General features: G+C 37.8%; 10 protein-coding genes. All 10 read left to right on the top strand.

The window, feature by feature from the left end:
• Window positions 1-595: 595 nt before the first annotated feature.
• The 10 genes from rpoB to PFY09_RS09790 all read left to right on the top strand — a co-directional run bounded on the left by rpoB (window position 596) and on the right by PFY09_RS09790 (window position 14,713).
• Window positions 596-4,417: a DNA-directed RNA polymerase subunit beta gene (rpoB, locus tag PFY09_RS09835; protein WP_116547782.1), complete on the top strand. Its 3,822-nt coding sequence runs from the start codon at window positions 596-598 to the stop codon at window positions 4,415-4,417.
• Window positions 4,418-4,501: 84 nt separating this feature from the next.
• A complete protein-coding gene (gene rpoC, locus PFY09_RS09830; RefSeq protein ID WP_076390714.1) occupies window positions 4,502-8,767 on the top strand; it encodes a DNA-directed RNA polymerase subunit beta' in 4,266 nt (1,421 codons plus the stop codon).
• A gap of 86 nt (window positions 8,768-8,853) precedes the next feature.
• Window positions 8,854-9,159, top strand: coding sequence for a DUF3467 domain-containing protein (locus tag PFY09_RS09825; protein ID WP_029295596.1), 306 nt, complete (start codon window positions 8,854-8,856; stop codon window positions 9,157-9,159).
• Window positions 9,160-9,304: 145 nt separating this feature from the next.
• Window positions 9,305-9,955: a Crp/Fnr family transcriptional regulator gene (locus PFY09_RS09820; RefSeq protein WP_271162293.1), complete on the top strand. Its 651-nt coding sequence runs from the start codon at window positions 9,305-9,307 to the stop codon at window positions 9,953-9,955.
• Window positions 9,956-10,076: 121 nt separating this feature from the next.
• Window positions 10,077-10,922 (top strand): DUF5777 family beta-barrel protein, encoded by an 846-nt coding sequence (locus PFY09_RS09815; RefSeq protein ID WP_271162292.1) that lies wholly within the window; start codon window positions 10,077-10,079, stop codon window positions 10,920-10,922.
• A 3-nt stretch (window positions 10,923-10,925) separates the two neighbouring features.
• Window positions 10,926-11,264 (top strand): cytochrome c, encoded by a 339-nt coding sequence (locus PFY09_RS09810; protein WP_076390717.1) that lies wholly within the window; start codon window positions 10,926-10,928, stop codon window positions 11,262-11,264.
• 9 nt (window positions 11,265-11,273) lie between these two features.
• Window positions 11,274-11,819 (top strand): YceI family protein, encoded by a 546-nt coding sequence (locus tag PFY09_RS09805; RefSeq protein ID WP_076390718.1) that lies wholly within the window; start codon window positions 11,274-11,276, stop codon window positions 11,817-11,819.
• Window positions 11,816-12,343, top strand: a complete 528-nt coding sequence (locus PFY09_RS09800) for an ankyrin repeat domain-containing protein (RefSeq protein ID WP_108411160.1) — start codon at window positions 11,816-11,818, stop codon at window positions 12,341-12,343. Before PFY09_RS09805 ends, PFY09_RS09800 begins: the two co-directional genes overlap by 4 nt.
• A 3-nt stretch (window positions 12,344-12,346) precedes the next feature.
• Window positions 12,347-13,090 carry a T9SS type A sorting domain-containing protein gene (locus PFY09_RS09795; RefSeq protein ID WP_087707463.1) on the top strand — a complete coding sequence of 248 codons (744 nt, stop codon included), beginning with the start codon at window positions 12,347-12,349 and terminating at the stop codon, window positions 13,088-13,090.
• 339 nt (window positions 13,091-13,429) lie between these two features.
• The gene (locus PFY09_RS09790) at window positions 13,430-14,713 is read left to right on the top strand and encodes an alkaline phosphatase family protein (protein ID WP_271162291.1); all 1,284 of its coding nucleotides are present in this window, start codon (window positions 13,430-13,432) and stop codon (window positions 14,711-14,713) included.
• The last annotated feature ends 195 nt before the right edge of the window (window positions 14,714-14,908 follow it).

The following is a 14,908-nucleotide window of genomic DNA, read 5'->3' as shown; positions in this document are numbered from 1 at the left end:
GAATTTTATAGGCTTTAAAGTCAATTTCAATGATATCTGTTCAGCATCAAAATACAGCTAAATCTTAGGTTATTGTAATTAATTTTAAGATTGAGTTTTTTTATTAAGGGCGGGTCATCCATATTTTTGGATGACCTTTTTGTTTGAAAAGTCTATAAAAAGAAAAATCTTATGGAATGAATATGATTTTCCGGATGCAGAATAAAATAATTAACATATTCAGAATGAAGTTGTTTTATTTGTATATAAAAATAAAATGTTGTAAATTTGCAGTCTATTTTGGCGCGAATAATTGTTTGTAAATCTATAAAATATTGAATATCACCTCTTTCATTATGATGAAAGGGATTTCGTGTGTATAGATATTACGGCGGTATCTGCCTCAAAAGTAATAAAAATATTTTGCATTACGCTGTGAAAAGATATACCAGTGTTGCAGTTAGGAATAAGATTCTGAGAATCAAGAGAAAAAAATATAAGACTGTTTCTAATAGCGCCAACATTATAAGGTCTTTTACAGCTTTCTCCTCTCAAATTCTTCTTTCTGATATTTTTTAATGAATCAAAATATTTTTTAACCTTTCTTAAAAGTTTTATGAGTAAAACAACACCTACAACTAGGGGAAATCAGAGAGTAAATTTCTCTTCAGCGAAAGGAAAAATCATCACTCCGGACTTCCTGGATATCCAGATCGAGTCTTTCAGTGAGTTTTTTCAGCTTGATACGCTTCCTGAAGACAGAAAAAATGAAGGTCTTTACAAGACTTTTCAGGAAAATTTCCCGATTACCGATTCTAGAAACCAATTCGTATTGGAATTTTTGGATTATCTGGTAGATTCTCCACGTTATTCAATCGATGAGTGTGTGGAAAGAGGTTTAACGTATTCCGTTCCTCTTAAAGCAAGACTTAAATTGTATTGTACAGACCCTGAACACGAGGATTTCCAGACTGTGGTTCAGGATGTATACTTAGGTCCGGTTCCTTATATGACGCCTAGTGGATCTTTCATCATCAATGGTGCTGAAAGAGTTATCGTTACCCAGTTACACCGTTCACCGGGTGTATTCTTCGGACAGACGTACCACGCAAACGGAACCAAACTGTACTATTCAAGAATTATCCCTTTCAAAGGATCTTGGATGGAATTTACGACAGATATCAACAGCGTAATGTACGCGTATATCGACCGTAAGAAAAAATTACCATTAACCACTTTATTAAGAGCGATCGGTTATGAGTCTGATAAGGACATCCTTCAGATCTTCGACCTTGCTGAAGAAGTGAAAGTTTCTAAAGCTGCCCTTAAAAAAGTAGAAGGAAGAACATTGGCTGCGAGAGTATTGAACACTTGGTTCGAGGATTTCGTAGACGAAGATACAGGTGAAGTTGTTTCTATTGAAAGAAACGAAATCATCTTAGACAGAGAAACAATTCTTGAAAAAGAACACTTGGATCTTATTCTTGATGCGGGTGTGAAATCTATTTTGATTCACAAAGAAAACAGCAACGAGTTCTCTATCATCCAGAATACATTACAGAAAGACCCTACTAACTCTGAAAAAGAAGCAGTAGAGTACATCTATCGTCAGTTAAGAAATGCAGATCCGCCAGATGAGGAAACCGCAAGAGGAATCATTGAAAAATTATTCTTCTCTGAGCAAAGATACTCACTTGGTGAAGTGGGACGTTACAGACTAAACAAAAAATTAGGGCTGAACATTCCTACGACAACTGAGGTTCTTACAAAAGAAGATATTATCGCGATCGTAAGACACTTAATCGAGCTTGTAAACTCTAAAGCTGAGGTTGATGATATCGACCACTTATCCAACAGAAGAATTAAAACGGTTGGTGAGCAATTAGCAGGACAGTTCGGGGTAGGTCTTTCAAGAATTGCAAGAACAATCAAGGAAAGAATGAACGTTAGAGATAACGAAATCTTTACTCCGCTTGATCTTGTTAACGCAAAAACATTAACATCAGTAATTAACTCGTTCTTTGGGACCAACCAGCTTTCTCAGTTCATGGACCAAACCAACCCGCTATCAGAAATCACGCATAAGCGTAGACTTTCTGCACTGGGACCTGGAGGTTTATCAAGAGAAAGAGCAGGTTTCGAGGTTCGAGACGTTCACCATACCCACTACGGAAGAATTTGTCCGATTGAAACTCCGGAAGGACCAAACATCGGTTTGATTTCATCTTTAGGTATTTATGCGAAAATCAACAGATTAGGTTTCATCGAAACTCCGTACAGAAAAGTAGCAGACAGCAAGATTGATCTTAATGCAGATCCTATTTACTTGAATGCAGAAGACGAAGAATCTAAAGTAATTGCTCAGGCAAACGTTGAATTAAGCGACAACGGTGAATTCGAAACAGACAGAATTATTGCAAGATTAGATGGTGACTATCCTGTAGTTGAGCCATCTCAGGTAGACCTTATCGACGTTGCACCAAACCAGATCTCTGGTATCTCCGCTTCATTAATTCCTTTCTTGGAGCATGATGATGCGAACCGTGCGTTGATGGGATCGAACATGATGCGTCAGGCAGTTCCTCTATTGAAGCCACAAGCTCCAATCGTAGGTACAGGGCTTGAGCAGCAGGTTGCAAGAGATTCAAGAATCTTAATTAACGCTGAAGGTACAGGTACTGTAGAGTATGTAGATGCCGACAGAATCGTTATTAAATATGAAAGAAGCGAAGACGAAGATTTAGTACAATTCGAATCTGCTACTAAAACATATAACTTAACTAAGTTCAGAAAAACCAACCAGAGTACTACCATTACCCTAAGACCAAACGTAAGAGTAGGTGATGTAGTGGAAAAAGGACAGGTACTTTGCGACGGTTATGCTACTGAAAAAGGAGAATTGGCTCTTGGTAGAAACTTAGTGGTTGCGTTCATGCCTTGGAAAGGATACAACTTCGAGGATGCGATCGTAATCAACGAAAAAGTAGTTCGTGAAGACTGGTTTACTTCAATCCACGTAGATGAATATTCTTTGGAAGTTCGTGATACCAAATTAGGTATGGAAGAATTGACAGCAGATATTCCGAACGTTTCTGAAGAAGCTACTAAAGATCTTGACGAGAACGGTATGATTAGAATCGGTGCTGAAGTGAAGCCTGGAGATATCATGATTGGTAAAATTACTCCAAAAGGTGAATCTGACCCGACTCCTGAAGAAAAACTTCTTAGAGCAATCTTCGGTGACAAAGCTGGTGATGTAAAAGATGCTTCATTAAAAGCAGATTCTTCATTAAGAGGTGTTGTGATCGACAAGAAATTGTTCTCTAGAAACATTAAAGATAAAAAGAAAAGAACTGAAGAAAAACTTAAGCTTGAAGAAATTGAAAACACTTACAAGGCTAAGTTTGATGATTTGAGAAACACTTTAATTGAAAAATTAAACACGCTTGTAAGCGGTAAAACTTCTCAGGGAGTTAAAAACGACCTTGATGAGGAAATCATCGGTAAAGGCGTGAAGTTCACTCATAAATTATTAACTTCAGTTGAAGATTATGTAAACGTTAGCGGTTCAGACTGGACGGTTGATAACGATAAAAACGAATTAATCAAACAGTTAATTCACAATTACAAAATCAAGTACAACGATATTCAAGGGGTTAAAAACCGTGAGAAATTTGCAATTTCAATCGGAGACGAATTACCTGCAGGTATCATGAAGTTGGCTAAAGTGTACATCGCTAAGAAACGTAAACTGAACGTAGGAGATAAAATGGCGGGTCGTCACGGTAACAAAGGTATCGTTTCGAGAATCGTTCGTGAAGAAGATATGCCATTCCTTGAAGACGGAACACCGGTAGATATCGTATTGAATCCACTTGGGGTACCTTCGCGTATGAACATCGGTCAGATCTATGAAACAGTTCTTGGATGGGCTGGTCAGAAATTAGGATTGAAGTTCGCGACGCCTATCTTCGACGGAGCTAGCTTAGACCAGATTACTGAATACACTGAGAAAGCGGGGCTTCCTAAATTCGGTCACACTCACCTTTACGATGGTGGTACCGGGGAAAGATTTACTCAGGCTGCAACAGTGGGGGTAATCTATATGTTGAAACTAGGTCACATGGTTGATGATAAAATGCACGCACGTTCTATCGGTCCTTACTCATTGATTACTCAGCAGCCGTTAGGAGGTAAAGCTCAGTTCGGAGGTCAGAGATTCGGAGAGATGGAGGTTTGGGCTCTTGAAGCATTCGGAGCATCAAATATCTTGAGAGAGATCCTTACTGTGAAGTCGGATGACGTAATTGGTAGAGCGAAAACTTACGAAGCCATTGCAAAAGGTGAATCGATGCCTGAACCAGGTATTCCGGAATCCTTCAATGTACTACTTCACGAGTTACAAGGTCTTGGATTAGACGTAAGACTAGAGGAATAATTTTAAATTTTAAATTATAAATGCTGAATGTAAACATTCGGAAATTAATCTAAAATCTAAAATCTAAAATTTAAAATCTAACAAATGTCAAATAAAAATAAATCAAGTAGATTTAATAAAATAACCATCGGTTTAGCTTCACCGGAATCGATTCTTCAGGAATCGAGAGGAGAGGTTCTTAAACCGGAAACTATTAACTACAGAACGCATAAACCTGAAAGAGACGGTTTGTTCTGTGAAAAAATCTTTGGTCCTGTAAAGGATTACGAATGTGCTTGTGGTAAATACAAGAGAATTCGTTACAAAGGGATCGTTTGTGACCGTTGTGGAGTAGAAGTTACAGAGAAAAAAGTACGTAGAGAGAGAATCGGACATATCAATCTGGTAGTTCCAATTGCTCACATCTGGTATTTCCGTTCTTTACCGAACAAAATCGGTTACCTTTTAGGAATTCCTTCCAAGAAATTGGATATGATCATCTACTACGAAAGATATGTAGTGATTCAGCAGGGTATTGCTAAAAAATTAGACGGTTCTGATTTCGAAAACATGGAGTTCTTAACTGAAGAAGAGTACCTTGATATCATGGAAACTCTTCCGATCGAGAACCAGTATCTTGATGATTCCGATCCGAACAAATTCATCGCTAAGATGGGAGCGGAAGCGGTTGAGGAATTATTAAAAAGAATCGATCTTGATGCATTGTCTTTCGACCTGAGACACAAAGCACACAACGAAGGTTCAAAACAAAGAAGAACTGAGGCTTTAAAAAGATTGAACGTTGTAGAAGCATTAAGAGGAGCCAATACAAGAATGATCAATAAGCCTGAGTGGATGATCATGCGTGTACTTCCGGTTATCCCGCCAGAACTAAGACCATTGGTTCCGTTGGATGGTGGACGTTTCGCGACTTCCGATTTAAATGACCTTTACAGAAGAGTAATCATCAGAAACAACCGTTTGAAGAGATTATTGGAGATCAAAGCTCCTGAAGTAATCTTGAGAAACGAGAAGCGTATGCTTCAGGAATCTGTAGATTCACTATTCGATAATACAAGAAAATCTTCAGCCGTAAAATCTGAATCAAACAGACCATTGAAATCACTTTCAGATTCATTGAAAGGGAAGCAGGGTCGTTTCCGTCAGAACTTATTAGGAAAAAGGGTAGATTACTCTGCGCGTTCCGTAATTGTTGTAGGCCCGAACTTGCAGCTTCACGAGTGTGGTATTCCTAAAGATATGGCTGCGGAATTGTACAAACCGTTCATCATCAGAAAACTGATTGAAAGAGGAATTGTAAAAACAGTAAAATCTGCAAAGAGAATCATCGACAGAAAAGAGCCGGTAGTGTATGATATCCTTGAAAACGTGATGAAAGGTCACCCTGTTCTACTGAACAGAGCACCTACACTTCACAGACTGGGTATTCAGGCTTTCCAGCCTAAGATGATCGAAGGTAAGGCAATCCAGCTTCACCCCTTGGTAACAACAGCATTCAACGCCGATTTCGATGGTGACCAGATGGCGGTACACTTACCGTTAGGTCCTGAAGCGATCCTTGAAGCTCAGTTATTGATGTTAGGTTCTCAAAATATCTTAAACCCTGCAAACGGTTCTCCAATTACAGTACCTTCTCAGGACATGGTTCTTGGTCTTTATTTCATGACCAAAGAATTGAGTTCTACAGAAGATATGAAAGTAAAAGGTGAAGGTTTGGCATTCTATTCTCCTGAAGAAGCGGAAATCGCTTATGCGGAAGGAAGAGTATCTTTAAATGCTAAAGTAAGATGTAGACTTCCGGTTAAAGAAAACGGAGAAATCGTAACAAGATTAATCGAAACTACGGTAGGTAGAATCTTATTCAACCAGATTGTACCAAAGCAGGTAGGATATATCAATGAGCTTTTAACGAAGAAATCATTGAGAAACGTTATCGGTAAAATTCTTGCAGATACAGATTTCCCTACAACTGTGAAGTTCCTGGATGCAATGAAAGACTTAGGATATTCAAACGCATTCAAAGGAGGTCTTTCCTTCTCATTAGGAGATATTGTGGTTCCTGTTGAGAAAAAGCAGATGATTGCAGATTCTATCGGAACAGTAGATGAAATTAGAGCCAACTATAACATGGGTCTTATTACAGATACAGAACGTTATAACCAGGTAATCGACGTTTGGACTACAACCAACGCAAACCTTACGGAGATGATTATGGGCAGAATGAAAACCGATCAGGGAGGTTTCAACTCTGTATATATGATGCTTGACTCCGGAGCAAGGGGTTCTAAGGAACAGATCCGTCAGTTATCAGGGATGAGAGGTTTGATGGCAAAACCGCAGAAAGCCGGTTCTACCGGAGCGGAGATCATCGAAAACCCGATTCTTGCTAACTTTAAAGAAGGTCTTTCCATCCTAGAATACTTTATCTCTACCCACGGTGCCCGTAAAGGTCTTGCGGATACCGCTCTTAAGACTGCCGATGCAGGTTACTTAACGAGAAGATTGGTAGACGTTGCACAGGACGTTATCGTTACAGAAGACGACTGTGGAACTTTAAGAGGAACAGAAGTTACTGCACTTAAGAAAAATGATGAGATCGTTGAAAGAATCTCTGAAAGAATCTTAGGAAGAGTTTCTTTACATAATATTTATGATCCTGAAAGTGATGAATTAATTGCTGAAGCAGATCAGGTAATCAGTGAGGCGTTAGCGAAGAGAATCGAAGAAGCAGGATTAGAAGCAGTTGAAGTTCGTTCGCCACTTACTTGTGAAGCTAAAAAAGGAATCTGTGCAAAATGCTACGGTAGAAACTTAGCAACAGGGAAGATGATCCACATGGGTGAAGCAGTAGGTGTAATTGCAGCGCAATCCATCGGGGAACCGGGAACTCAGCTTACGTTGAGAACCTTCCACCAAGGGGGTACTGCAGGAAACGTATCAGAAAACCCATCAATCGTTGCAAGAAGAGACGGTATCGTTGAAATGGATGAGGTAAGAACAATTACTTCTGAAGATGAAAACGGTAACACTGCTGAAGTTGTAGTTTCCCGTTCAACAGAATTCAGATTAGTTGCTGATAACGAGTCCAGAACTCCGTTAATGGTAGCTAACGTACCTTACGGTTCCATATTATCTGTAAAACCAGGTGATAAAGTGAAGAAAGGCGATGTAATCTGTAAGTGGGATCCGTATAACGCGGTTATCATTGCAGAAACTGCCGGTAAGGTAGAATATGAAGACATCATCCAAGGGGTTTCATTCCAACTGGAGATTGACGAACAGACAGGATTTGAAGAGAAAGTAATTTCCGAATCCAGAAATAAGAAAGCCGTACCTACATTGAAGGTGGTAGATTCTAAAGGAGTTGAGCAGAAAGCATACAACTTACCGGTAGGAGCCCACTTAATGGTAAATGATGGTGAAAAAATTAAGGCTGGTAAAGTCTTAATCAAAATCCCGAGAAAATCTGCAAAAGCAGGGGATATCACCGGAGGTCTTCCGAGAGTTACCGAATTATTCGAAGCAAGAAACCCTTCAAACCCGGCGGTGGTTACAGAAATCGATGGGGTAGTTTCTTACGGAAAAATCAAGAGAGGTAACCGAGAATTGATCGTTGAAGCTAAAACTGGAGAAAGAAAAATTTATTTGGTTAAATTATCCAACCAGATTTTGGTACAGGAGAATGACTTCGTAAGAGCTGGTTCGCCACTTTCTGACGGTTCCATTACTCCGGACGATATCTTAAGAATCAAAGGTCCAACTGCGGTTCAGGAATATTTAGTAAATGAAATTCAGGAAGTTTACCGTCTACAGGGGGTAAAAATCGACGACAAGCACTTCGAAATCATCGTAAGACAGATGATGACAAAAGTATCTATCGTTGATGGAGGTGATACTCAGTTCCTTGAAGGAGCTCTTGAGCATAAATATGACTTCTTGGAAGAAAACAACAGAGTATTCGGTCTTAAAGTAGTAGTAGATGCCGGAGATTCTAAAGTGTTCCAGCCGGGTCAGATGATTACTGCAAGAGAATTAAGAGATGAGAATTCTAAACTGAAGCGTGAAGATCAGGCTTTAGTTCAGGTAAGAGAAGCTTTACCGGCTACGGCAACGCCTGTATTGCAGGGTATTACAAGAGCAGCTCTTCAGACGAAATCCTTCATGTCTGCAGCATCATTCCAGGAAACAACTAAGGTTCTTAACGAAGCAGCAGTTGCAGGTAAAGTAGATGATCTTAACGGTCTTAAAGAAAATGTAATTGTAGGACACAGAATTCCTGCAGGTACAGGTCTTAAAGAATACCAAAATGTGATCGTAGGTTCTAAAAAAGAATTCGAAGATCTTAACTAAAAATAATGATTCGGAAATTTGAGGTTTGAATTTATTTTTATATTTTCACAACCTCAAAATTTCGAATAAAAAAATATTTTATAACAATGGACAACAATCAAAATCCACAAGACGGAAACATCAACATCGAATTAAACGAAATGGTAGCAGCTGGGATCTATGCTAATTTAGCTTTGGTAAACCACTCTCCATCTGAGTTTGTAGTAGATTTCATCCAGTTAATGCCGGGAGTACAGCAAGCAAAAGTAAGATCAAGAGTTATTCTTGCTCCACTTCACGCAAAAAGAGTACTTTCTGCTCTTCAGCAAAACATTGCTAACTACGAGCAGCAATTCGGAGAAATCAAAGAAGTTGAACCTTTCGTATTAGGAGGAAACAACGTAAACGCTTAAGATTTACTCTAAAAAATAAAGAAAGCTGTTTCACAAATGTGGAGCAGCTTTTTTTATAAATGAGGAAGACATAATAATTCAATAATTATCTTCATTATTGTATTGATATTTTTTTAAATTTGTTTTTAGAAAGGATATAAAGAATATGATCAATAATCAGTTTATTATTAACAAATTTGGCTTTTTAGGAAATGATTTTTTAAAAGAGCTGGATAAGCATGCTGTTGTTACTGAAATTAAAGCAAAAACCGAGATCGTAAGAGAAGGACAGAAAAATAAATTTGTCCCGTTTCTTATTAAAGGTTCCATCAGGGTTTTCAGCCTGAATGACGGTCGCGAGCTGATTTATTATTATATCCGTTCTAATGACAGCTGTCTCATGACATTTTCTTCAATTTTTACAGATTATACAAGCCGCATTTATGCCGTTACGGAAGAAGATTCCGAAGTATTGCTGTTCCCTGTATCCGTTGTCCATGAGTGGCTCATTAAATTCCCTGAAATCAACAGACTTTTCTATTCTGAATATGATAAAAGATTTATAGACGTCATGAATATGGTAAATGATGCGGTTTTTCACAGATTGGATAAAAGAGTTTTAAACTATGTAAAACAGCAGATTTCAGCAACCGGAAACAATCCCATCAAACTTACCCACAGAGAAATTGCAAACAGTTTGGGAACTTCAAGAGAAGTGGTAAGCCGTGTCCTTAAAAAAATTGAAAACGAAGGCGAAATTGTTCAGACCAAAGAAGGCATAAAAATACCTGTAAATGAAAATGTTAGTCAAGGCTAATAAATGATATTTAATTATTTTAACATTTTCATTGATAAAAACAATTCAGTCGGTGACTTTTATCACACAATTGTAAGTCGATAAGTCGATAAGTTTGTTATACTAATTTAAATAAATGTGTATGACAAAAACTCTCTTATTTTTGTCAATGTTTGCTTCAGTTTTTTCCTTTGCACAGGAAGATCTGCTGAAAGATATTGATACCATTCAGACCAAAAACACCGACGTTTCCCAGCCCGCTTTTAAAGCATTACAAATTGTGACCGGGCAATCTACCAAACTTCCCGCAAAGAATGAATGGTATATTGTTGTGGCACACCGTTTCGGCGATGTAAGCAAAGGATTTAAAGACTTCTTCGGACTGGATGACGCTTCTACAAAACTCGGTGTAATCTATGGCGTTACAGACGGAATCTCAGTAAGCCTTTCCAGAGAAACCAACCTTAAAACTTTCGAAGGCGGAATAAAATACAAGCTCGTAAAACAGAGCGAAAACTCTCCCGTAGACGTTGTAGGCTACAATGTTCTGGCTGTAAATACAGATCTCAGTAAAGATAATTATCCGCATCTTCAGTTTGGGGACAGACTTTCTTACCTTACACAAGCTTTAATTTCCAGAAGATTCAGCGATAAATTTTCTCTTCAGTTAACACCATCTTACGTTCACAAAAATCTCTACGAACCTACTATTGAAGATAAAAATCAGTTTCTTGCAGGTTTGGGAGGACGTTATAAAATCTCCAAAAGAGTTTCCATTAATGCAGAATATTTTGTGAATTTCGACAATCACAGTTTCTATAAAAATCCGCTTTCTTTAGGAATGGATATAGAAACCGGGGGACACGTGTTCCAGCTTTTGTTCACCAATTCCCAGCTGAATTCGGACATCGGTTATTTAACCAATGCAGCCGGAAAATGGGAGAAAGGGCAGATTTTCTTTGGGTTTAATCTTTACAGAGTATTTTAAAGTATGAAAAAGTTTATGTACATCATTTCATCAGCAGTGGTATTAACGGCTTGTGAAAGCAGAACATATGAGGAAATCTCAGATAATACTCCGATTGCGGAAGTGGTAACTTACAATAAAGACGTAAAGCCCATTATTGATGCCAATTGTGTCAGTTGTCATTCACCGGGAGTTCAGGCTCTTTCAAATTATTCTCAGGTGAAAGCAAATATCGATAATGTCATCAACAGAATAAGCCGAGCCAATGGAGACCCTCTGAAAATGCCTCAAGGAGGAAGTTTATCGCCTTCACAAATTACTATCATCACGAAATGGAAAGCCGACGGGCTTCTCGAAAACTAAAAATTTAAAATGAAAAAGCTAGTTTTACTTATTACAGCGTTATTCTTTACCAATTTTGCTTTTGCGCAAAAGTATATGGCTAAAACAGGGAAAGTAACGTTTGAAGCGTCTGTACCTCTATTTGAAGATGTTTTTGCACAGGATGACAATAATGTCGCGGTAATCAATGCTGATACAGGAGATTTTGCATCAGTTTCTGTCGTTAAAAACTTCCATTTCAAAACAAAATTAATGGAAGAGCACTTCAATGAAAGCTATGCCGAAACCGCAAAATATCCAAAAGCAACCTTCACCGGAAAAATTCTGAATTTTGATAAATCCAAATTATCCGCAACGCCACAAAAATATACCGTTCAGGGAAAATTAAATTTTCATGGAGTAGATAAGGCGTACAATTCTGCGGCAACCATTTATGCCAAAGACGGGAAAATTTATATGTCGGGAGGATTTGTTGCCAAGACCGCAGATCATAAAGTAACCATTCCGAAAATGGTATCTAAAAAGATTGCTGAAAACGTGAATGTTCAATACAATTATGTTCTTACAAAACAATGAGAAAATTAATTTTATTGTTAGGAATGTTTCTCAGTTTTACTTTGGCAACCGCTCAGGAAAAAGCAAAATCTATTTTTGATGTGGCAAGAAGCGGTACAGTTGCTGAAGTGAAGGACATGATGAAACAGAATCCAGACATCATTAACCAAACTAATGAAAGCGGTTTTTCTCCTTTAATTCTGGCTTGCTACAGAGGAAATGTAGACGTTGCAAAATTTTTGATGGACAATGTGAAAGATGTAAATTATAAAAGCCGTGAAGGAACTGCATTGTCGGGACTTTCCGTAAAATATAACAAAGATCTGGTAACCTATATTTTAGAGAAAAAAGCAGATCCTAATATTGCGGATGCTACAGGATCGACCCCGCTATTTTGGGCAGTAAAATTCGGAAATAAAGAATTGACGGAATTACTGCTGAAATACAAAGCCGACAAAACCCTGAAAGACGCGCAGGGAATGACTCCCTTCGAGTATGCTTTACAGACAAACAATAAAGAAATAATTAATCTACTTAAAAATTAAAATATGAAAAAAGTTTTACTCACATTATCAATGGCTCTTGCGATTTCTGTAGGAGCGCAGTTTTCGTCGGGTACAGTAAATTTATCGGCTGCTGCAATGACGGTGAAATTAGATACGAATGCAACTACCGCTACGCTTACTTTAACTGGAGACAGCAATTCAATGCTCGGAATCGGTTTCGGATCAAGCGGAATGGCAAACGGATCAGATGGATTTATTTACAATTCATCTTCAAACAGAGATTATACATTTGTAGGATTTTCCTCACCTTCTGCAGATGCTACGCAGGATTGGACTCAGGTTTCAAACACCGTTTCGGGAAGTACAAGAACAGTAGTGGCTACAAGATCCCTTGCCGGAGGAACTGGAGACTTTGCCATTCCTAATTCTGCAGGAACCATTAATATTTTCTATGCAAGAACTGCAGGAGGAACGGGAATATCTTACCATTCTTCAAACAGGGGCTACGCTTCTCTTACGATGGGAGCTGTTTTAGCAACCGGAGAAGTCGCTGCACAAAGTAAAAAAGTAGTTCTTTATCCAAATCCTGCAAAAGAAACCATTAATTTCAAAGATGCCGATAAAATAAAAAATATTGATGTTTTCGAATCTACCGGAAGAAAGGTAAAAACCATAAAAGCTGATGGAAAAGAAGTGAATATTTCCGACTTGAAATCCGGAAATTATTATCTGGAAATTACGTTAAAAGACGGTTCAACATCTTTTGAACAGTTAATCAAAGAATAAACGGAGACCACTGAAAGGTGGTCTTTTTTTATGAAAAATATAAAATGATAATTGTGACAGAAACGATTAATATAATTCCTGCTAAAGTATTTTTTAATCCCTCAGATTTAGGATAGGAACTGTATTTCTCGTTCATTCTTTCAGAATCGCAGTGGTAAATAAATATCCAGCGAACAAAATTTCCTAAAATATCCAGCAAAAATTCCAATATTTGATATTTTAACCAAATATAAATATTCTTTATTTACACTCATTCTAAAAAATGCTTTTAATCTTTTTTTAACCGGAGAATCTTTTCTTTCAGGATTCTAGATCCTAATTTTGCAGAAAATATAAATCATGAAGAAAAGCCTTCAATTCTTACTGTTAATTTTTTCACTGACAGTTTTTGCCCAAAAAGATAATGTTGATACAGAAGAAGTTGTAGTTCCTGATCGTTACAATACGGCTGAAGCTCAGACGAAACCTTATGTCATCATGATTTCTACAGATGGGTTTCGTTATGATTATGCTAAAAAATACAACGCAGAAAATCTTTTAAAATATTCCAATGAAGGAATTCAGGCGAAAGCGATGATTCCCAGTTATCCAAGCATTACTTTTCCCAATCACTGGACATTGATTACCGGATTGTATCCCTCTCATCACGGACTGATCGATAATTATTTCTACGATTATGAAAAGAAGGAAAGCTACGCCATGAGCGATAAGAAAAATGCCGAAGACGGAAGCTGGTACGGCGGAACGCCGCTTTGGGGACTCGCTGAAAAACAGGGAATGCTTTCCGCTTCGTTAATGTGGGTAGGTTCTGCAAGCAATGCAGGAGGAAACAGACCTACTTATTATTATCATTACCACGAAAAATTCTCACCATCTGAAAAAGTGGACAAAGTAATCGAATGGCTAAAGCTGCCAATGGAAAAAAGACCACATTTCATTTCATTGTATTTTCCTGAAGTTGATGCAAGCGGACATCATTTCGGTCCGGATTCCAGAGAAACCGAAGATGCTGTTCATCTGGTGGATGGAGCTATTGGCGAACTGGTTCAGAAAGTTCATGATTTAGGATTACAAAATGTAAACTTTGTCTTTGTTTCGGATCACGGAATGATAAAAGTGGATGGAGGAAGTCCGTTAGAAATTCCCGCAATGCTTTTTAATAAAGAAAGATTTGATTTTTACAATCCGCAGACTTTATTGAGGGTTTACGTTAAAAATCCAGATGAGGTTAAAAGGGTTTATAAGGAATTAAAAGCTAACAAAACAGAAGATTATGAAGTTTATCTGGATAAAAAGCTCCCCAAATATCTTCATTTTTCAACAAAAGATGACCGGTATAAAAGAATCGGACAGATTTTATTAATTCCGAATGCTCCCAAAATATTTTTGGAAAAAGGAAAAAAATCATCGGTTGGAAAGCACGGCTATAATCCGCAGATAGTTCCTGAAATGAAAGCCACATTCTTTGCATGGGGACCGGAATTCAAAAATAATTTGGTGATTGATGAATTTCAGAACATTAACGTTTATCCTTTGGTTGCAGATATTTTAGGGTTGAAAATCGATCAGCCTATTGACGGGAAATTGAAGGTTTTGAAGGGAATTTTGAAAGAAAAGGAATAAACCAAGGTTGAGGTAAAGATTAAATTTAAATAATCTATTGATAACAGTTTCGGCGAGCCAAAGGCTCGCCGAAACTGATTTGAATGTAATGATTAAATGACATAGGAAAATGGAGCGTTAAGAAAATTTAAATTTAGTCCGTTAAGAAATTCCCACTGTTTGAAGCGCGAGACAAATATTAAATCAAAAGGCAAA

The sequence above is a fragment of the Chryseobacterium gambrini genome, assembly GCF_027920505.1.
GTDB classification, from domain to species: domain Bacteria; phylum Bacteroidota; class Bacteroidia; order Flavobacteriales; family Weeksellaceae; genus Chryseobacterium; species Chryseobacterium gambrini.
The sequence above is the reverse complement of the archived record's forward strand: the minus strand, read 5'-3'. Positions and strand labels throughout refer to the sequence as shown.

Excerpts from the sequence above, each read along its gene's own strand:
- PFY09_RS09795 (WP_087707463.1), top strand. The coding sequence starts at position 12,347 with ATGAAAAAAGTTTTACTCACATTATCAATGGCTCTTGCGATTTCTGTA.
- PFY09_RS09825 (WP_029295596.1), top strand. The coding sequence starts at position 8,854 with ATGGACAACAATCAAAATCCACAAGACGGAAACATCAACATCGAATTA.
- PFY09_RS09800 (WP_108411160.1), top strand. The coding sequence starts at position 11,816 with ATGAGAAAATTAATTTTATTGTTAGGAATGTTTCTCAGTTTTACTTTG.
- PFY09_RS09805 (WP_076390718.1), top strand. The coding sequence starts at position 11,274 with ATGAAAAAGCTAGTTTTACTTATTACAGCGTTATTCTTTACCAATTTT.
- PFY09_RS09810 (WP_076390717.1), top strand. The coding sequence starts at position 10,926 with ATGAAAAAGTTTATGTACATCATTTCATCAGCAGTGGTATTAACGGCT.
- rpoC (WP_076390714.1), top strand. The coding sequence starts at position 4,502 with ATGTCAAATAAAAATAAATCAAGTAGATTTAATAAAATAACCATCGGT.
- PFY09_RS09815 (WP_271162292.1), top strand. The coding sequence starts at position 10,077 with ATGACAAAAACTCTCTTATTTTTGTCAATGTTTGCTTCAGTTTTTTCC.
- PFY09_RS09790 (WP_271162291.1), top strand. The coding sequence starts at position 13,430 with ATGAAGAAAAGCCTTCAATTCTTACTGTTAATTTTTTCACTGACAGTT.
- PFY09_RS09820 (WP_271162293.1), top strand. The coding sequence starts at position 9,305 with ATGATCAATAATCAGTTTATTATTAACAAATTTGGCTTTTTAGGAAAT.
- rpoB (WP_116547782.1), top strand. The coding sequence starts at position 596 with ATGAGTAAAACAACACCTACAACTAGGGGAAATCAGAGAGTAAATTTC.